Origin of the sequence: Zoogloea sp. (genome assembly GCF_044344315.1) — a bacterium.
GTDB lineage: Bacteria > Pseudomonadota > Gammaproteobacteria > Burkholderiales > Rhodocyclaceae > Zoogloea.
Genome location: NZ_JBIJDC010000165.1, coordinates 1 through 6,226, shown reverse-complemented (window position 1 = coordinate 6,226; position 6,226 = coordinate 1). Strand labels below are relative to the sequence as shown.

3 protein-coding genes are annotated in these 6,226 nt (G+C 70.3%); all 3 read left to right on the top strand.

Annotated features, from left to right (window positions below; all coding sequences use genetic code 11):
* A partial coding sequence (locus ACIQ09_RS21355) for a DUF1989 domain-containing protein (protein ID WP_398314303.1) occupies positions 1–488 on the top strand: 488 nt, incomplete at its 5' end.
* A 104-nt stretch (positions 489–592) separates the two neighbouring features.
* Positions 593–4,195: an urea carboxylase gene (gene uca, locus ACIQ09_RS21350; protein WP_398314302.1), complete on the top strand. Its 3,603-nt coding sequence runs from the start codon at positions 593–595 to the stop codon at positions 4,193–4,195.
* A 16-nt stretch (positions 4,196–4,211) separates the two neighbouring features.
* The gene (gene atzF, locus ACIQ09_RS21345) at positions 4,212–6,014 is read left to right on the top strand and encodes an allophanate hydrolase (protein ID WP_398314300.1); all 1,803 of its coding nucleotides are present in this window, start codon (positions 4,212–4,214) and stop codon (positions 6,012–6,014) included.
* Positions 6,015–6,226 lie beyond the last annotated feature (212 nt).

Below are 6,226 nucleotides of genomic sequence, written 5' to 3'. Positions count from 1 at the left end.
ACAACCGCCACGACACCGCCGAGCACTACAGCGTCACCGACACCCTGCTGCACCAGGGCGGCATCTACCTCACCACCGGCTCGGTGCTGATGAGCAGCGAAGGCCGGCCCATGCTCACCCTCGTCGCCGACACCTGCGGCCGCCACGACACCCTGGGCGGAGCCTGCGCCGCCGAGAGCAACACCGTGCGCTACGCCCTGCACAAGAAGTACATGCACAGCTGCCGCGACAACTACCTGCTGGCCATCCAGCACTCGGACTCGGGCCTCACCACCGCCGACCTGGTACCCAACGTCAATTTCTTCATGAACGTGCCGGTCACCGGCGAAGGCGGCCTCAAGTTCGACGACGGCGTCTCAGGCCCCGGCAAGTACGTGGAGCTGCGTGCCGAGATGGACCTGTGGGTGCTGGTCTCCAACTGCCCGCAACTCAACAACCCCTGCAACGCCTACAACCCGACACCGGTGCAGTTCCTCATCTGGGACTGATCCATCACCGCACGCTTCCGGCACGCGCCGGCCCCCCGGGACGACCCGGGCGGACAGGAAAGACCAGGCGGGACGACCCGCCGCCCTTTTCGCGAGACACCACCATGTTCAGCAAAGTCCTCATCGCCAACCGGGGCGCCATCGCCTGCCGGGTGATCCGCACGCTGAAGAAGCTCGGCATCGCCTCCGTCGCGGTGTACTCGGAGGCCGACGCCAACTCCCTGCACGTCAGCCTGGCCGACGAGGCCGTGTGCATCGGCCCGGCCCCCGCCGCGGAGAGCTACCTGAAGGCCGACACCATCCTCGAGGCCGCCCGCGCCACCGGCGCCCAGGGCATTCACCCGGGCTACGGCTTCCTCTCCGAAAACCCCGACTTCTCCGACGCCTGCGAAGCCGCCGGCATCGCCTTCATCGGCCCCACCCGCGCCCAGATGCTGGCCTTCGGCCTCAAGCACACCGCCCGCGAGCTGGCCGAGCAGGCCGGTGTGCCGCTCCTGCCCGGCAGCGGCCTGCTCGATGACGTGGCCCACGCCCGCCTTGAGGCCGCCCGCATCGGCTACCCGGTGATGCTCAAGAGCACCGCCGGCGGCGGCGGTATCGGCATGCGCCTGATCGGCGCCGAGGCCGAGCTGGACGAGGCCTACGCCTCGGTGGACCGCCTGGCCCGGGCCAACTTCAAGGAAGCGGGCATCTACCTGGAAAAGTACGTCACCGCCGCCCGCCACATCGAGGTGCAGGTGTTCGGCGACGGCCGGGGCCGCGTGCTGGCCCTGGGCGAGCGGGACTGCTCGGTGCAGCGCCGCAACCAGAAGGTCATCGAGGAAACCCCGGCGCCGGGCCTCACGGCCGAACAGCGCGCCAGCCTGGCGGCCACCGCCGTGCGCCTGATGGAATCCATCGCCTACCGCTCGGCCGGCACGGTGGAGTTCGTGATGGATGCCGACAGTGGCGCCTTCTACTTTCTGGAAGTGAACACCCGCCTGCAGGTGGAGCACGGCGTCACTGAAGAAGTCACAGGCACCGACCTGGTGGAATGGATGGTGCTGCTCGCCTCCGGCGATCTGCGCCTGCCCACCACCGCGCCGCAGCCCCGGGGTGCCTCCATCCAGGTGCGCCTCTACGCCGAAGACCCGGCCAAGAACTTCCAGCCCTCGTCCGGCCTGCTCACCGAAGTGCGTTTTCCCGAGGGCGTGCGGGTGGAAACGGCCGTCACCACCGGCTCTGAGGTGCCCCCCTACTACGACCCCATGGTGGCCAAGATCATCGTCCACGCGGACACCCGGGAGGCCGCCACCGACAAGCTGATCGCCGCCCTCGACGCCACCCGCGTGTATGGCATTGAGACCAACCGGGCCTACCTGCGCCAGATCCTCGACGGCGAGGTGTTCCGCAGCGGGCGCCAGACCACCCGCTACCTCAACAGCTTCGACTACCGCCCCGGCACCTTTGATGTGCTGGAAGCCGGCGTGCAGACTTCGGTGCAGGACTGGCCGGGCCGTACCGGCTATTGGGACGTAGGCGTGCCCCCCTCCGGCCCCATGGACGACCTGGCCCTGCGCGCCGCCAACCGCCTGGTGGGCAACCCCGAAGGCGCCGCCGGCCTGGAATGCACCATGACCGGCCCGACCCTGCGCTTCAACTGCGACGCGGTGATCGCCCTGACCGGCGCCCCCACCGCCGCCACCCTGGACGGCGAGCCCCTGGCCTTCTGGCAGGCCCATGCGGTCAAGGCCGGCGCCGTGCTGAAGATCGGCGCGGTGAAGGACGCCGGCTGTCGCAGCTACCTGGCGGTGGCCGGTGGCATCGACGTGCCCGACTACCTGGGCAGCAAATCCACCTTCACCCTCGGCCAGTTCGGTGGCCACGCCGGCCGCTGCCTGCGCCTGGGCGACGTGCTGGCGATCAGCCCCACCACCGCCCTGCCCGCCCCCCTGGCACTGCAGCCGCCCAGCTATAGCCACCATTGGGAAGTCGCGGTGCTCTACGGCCCCCATGGCGCGCCGGACTTCTTCACCGATCCGGACATCGCCCGCTTCTTCGCCACCGACTGGGAGATCCACTACAACTCCAGCCGCACCGGCGTACGCCTGATCGGGCCCAAGCCCGAGTGGGCACGGACCGACGGCGGAGAGGCCGGCCTGCACCCCTCCAACATCCACGACAACGCCTACGCCATCGGCGCCATCGACTTTACCGGCGACATGCCGGTGATCCTCGGCCCGGACGGCCCCAGCCTGGGTGGCTTCGTGTGCCCGGCGGCGGTCATCCAGGCCGACCTGTGGAAGCTCGGCCAGCTCCGCCCCGGCGACACCCTGCGCTTCGTGCCGGTGAGTGCCGCCACCGCCGCCCGCCGCCTGTCCGAGGCCGATGCAGCCCTGGGCCGCGCCAATGCCCCCCTGGCCACGCCGGTCGTCGCCGAACCCGAGACGGTCACCACCCCGGTGCTGGCCGAGCTGCCCGCCGCCGCCGAGCGCCCCCGGGTGGTCTATCGCCAAGCCGGCGATGCCTACCTGCTGGTGGAGTACGGCCCACTGGTGCTGGACCTGGAACTGCGCTTCCGCGTGCACGCCCTGATGGACTGGCTCAAGGCCCATCCCCAGCCCGGCATCATCGACCTGACCCCGGGCATCCGCTCCCTGCAGCTGCACTTCGATGCCCGCCGTACCGACCGCAGCGCCCTGCTCGCCGCCCTGATCGCCGCCGAGGACGCCCTGCCCGCCATCGACGACATGGCGGTGCCCAGCCGCACGGTGTACCTGCCCCTGTCCTGGGACGACCCGGCGACCAAGCTCGCCATCGAGAAGTACATGCAATCGGTGCGAAAAGACGCCCCCTGGTGCCCCTCCAACATCGAGTTCATCCGCCGCATCAATGGCCTGGACAGCATCGACGAGGTCTATCGCACCGTCTTCGAGGCCAGCTACCTGGTGCTGGGCCTGGGTGACGTTTACCTGGGCGCCCCGGTGGCCACCCCCATGGACCCGCGCCATCGCCTGGTCACCACCAAGTACAACCCGGCCCGCACCTGGACCCCCGAGAACGCCGTGGGCATCGGCGGTGCCTACCTGTGCGTGTATGGCATGGAAGGCCCCGGCGGCTACCAGTTCGTCGGCCGCACGGTGCAGATGTGGAACCGCTGGCACCACGGCGCCCGGGGCACCGAGCAGTTCGACAAGCCCTGGCTGCTGCGCTTCTTCGACCAGGTACGCTTCGTGCCGGTGAGCGAGGCGGAGCTGCTGCAGCTACGCAAGGACTTCGCCGCCGGGCGCGCCCGGGTGCGGATCGAGGAAGGCGTCTTCCGCCTGGCCGACTACCGCCGCTTCCTGGCCGACGAGGCGGCCCCCATCGCCGCCTTCAAGGCCCGCCAGCAGGCCGCCTTCGAAGCCGAACGGGAACGCTGGAAGGCCGCCGGCCAGGCCGAGTACATCAGCGAGGCCGACATCGCCGCCGCCTCGGCCGACTCCGAGCTGGACCTGCCCGAAGGCGCCCGCCTGGTCGCCAGCTACGTACCCGGCAACATCTGGAAGGTGCTGGTCGAGGCAGGCCAGCAGGTGAAGGCCGGCGACCCGCTGGTGATCGTCGAGTCCATGAAGATGGAGTTCACCGTGACCGCCCCCGAAGACGGCGAGGTGCTGAAGCTCCTCTGCCGCGAAGCCACCCCCGTCGCCGCCGGCCAGGATCTGCTGATCCTGCACACCACGCACTGAGATGAGAGACACCGCCATGCTCCCCACCCGCCTCGACCTCGCCACCCTGGCCGCCGCCTACCGCAACGGCCTCAAGCCCTCCGAGCTGTTCGCCCACCTGCACGCCCTGGCTGCCGCCGACACGCACCACGCCTGGATCAGCCTGCTGCCCGAGGCCGAGCTGCTGGCCCGCGCCCGCGCCCTCGACAACCAGGACCCGGCCAGCCTGCCCCTTTATGGCGTGCCCTTCGCGGTGAAGGACAACATCGACCTGGCCGGCCTCCCCACCACCGCCGGCTGCCCCGATTACGCCTACGCCCCCGCCGACAGCGCCACCGTGGTGGCGCGCCTCCTTGCCGCCGGCGCCATTCCCCTCGGCAAGGCCAACCTGGACCAGTTCGCCACCGGCCTCAACGGCACCCGTTCGCCCTACGGCGCCTGCCGCAACGCCCTCCAGCCCGACTACATCTCCGGCGGCTCCAGCTCCGGTTCGGCGGTGGCCGTGGCGGCGGGGCAGGTCAGCTTCTCCCTCGGCACCGACACCGCCGGCTCCGGCCGGGTGCCGGCCGCCTTCAACAACCTGGTCGGGCTCAAACCCACCTGCGGCCTGCTGTCCACCCGTGGCGTGGTGCCGGCCTGCCGCTCCCTGGACGCGGTCTCCATCTTTGCCCTGACCGCTGCCGACGCCGCCGCAGTGTTCGGCGTGGCCCACGGCTTCGACCCGGACGACGCCTACAGCCGCGAAGCCCAGCCCCACGGCCGGCGCTTCAACGCGGGTCAGCCCTTCCGCTTCGGCGTCCCCCGCGACACCCAGCGCGCCTTCTTCGGCGATACGGACAACCCCGCCCTCTTCGAGGCCGCCATCGCCCGCCTGGAAAGCCTGGGCGGCACCCGCGTCGAGCTCGACTTCAGCCCCTTCCTGGAAACCGCCAGCCTGCTCTACGGCGGCCCCTGGGTGGCCGAGCGCTACCACGCCATCCGCGACTTCATCGAACAGAAGCCCGGCTCGGTCTTCCCCGTCACCCGGGAGATCACCCTGGGCGGCGGCAAGGCCAGCGCCGTGGAAGCCTTCGACGCCTTCTACAAGCTAAAGGCCTACAAGCGCCGCTGCGACGCCGCCTGGAACGAGGTGGACCTGATCCTCACCCCCACCGCCGGCCGCCACCCCACCATTGCCGCCATGCAGGCCGACCCGATCCGCCTCAACACCGAGCTGGGCTATTACACCAACTTCATGAACCTGCTGGACTACGCCGCCGTGGCCGTGCCGGCCGCCTTCCGCCCCGACGGTCTGCCCTTCGGCGTCACCCTGCTTGCCCCGGCCCATCAGGACGGCCCCCTGCTGGAGCTGGCCGCCCGCTGGCAGCACAGCACCGCCCTGCCCCTGGGCGCCACCGGCCAGCCCCTGCCGGAAACCGCTGCGCCCGCCAGCGGCGTGCCCGACGGCATGCTGCGTGTCGCCGTGTGTGGTGCTCACCTGTCGGGCCTGCCCCTCAACGGGCAGCTCACCCAGCGCAAGGCCCGCCTGATCGGCGCCGTGCGCTCGGCGCCGGAGTACCGCTTCTATGCCCTGGCCGGCGGCCCGCCCCTGCGCCCCGGCATGGTCCGGGTGGCCGAGGGCGGCGCCAGCATCGAGATGGAAGTGTGGGAACTGCCCGCCAGCGAATTCGGCAGCTTCGTCGGCGGCATCCCGGCGCCCCTGGGCATCGGCAAGGTGCGCCTGGAGGACGACAGCCTGGTCTGCGGCTTCATCTGCGAGAGCGCTGGCCTTGAGGGCGCGGAAGACATCACCCACCTGGGCAGCTGGCGTACTTGGCTGGCGAGCCGGACAAAGAACTGAGGCTTGAAAAAAAAGCGGCCGTCACATTGCCGTGACGGCCGTTGAAAACCAGGAAGCCCGCCGGGAGAGGGAGGTGAAGCAGACGGGCCGAACCCCTGGTTGAAGGACCAGGTTGATGGGAAGACCTGCAGGGGCCCACGCAGGGACCAATTCATCCTGCGTTCCTCGGCAGACCTCCCTGAACCAGACGCAAACACGGTGACTGGAGGGAC

What these genes read in the sequence shown, in the direction of transcription:
- uca (WP_398314302.1), top strand. Translation starts at nt 593, where the DNA reads ATGTTCAGCAAAGTCCTCATCGCCAACCGGGGCGCCATCGCCTGCCGG.
- atzF (WP_398314300.1), top strand. Translation starts at nt 4,212, where the DNA reads ATGCTCCCCACCCGCCTCGACCTCGCCACCCTGGCCGCCGCCTACCGC.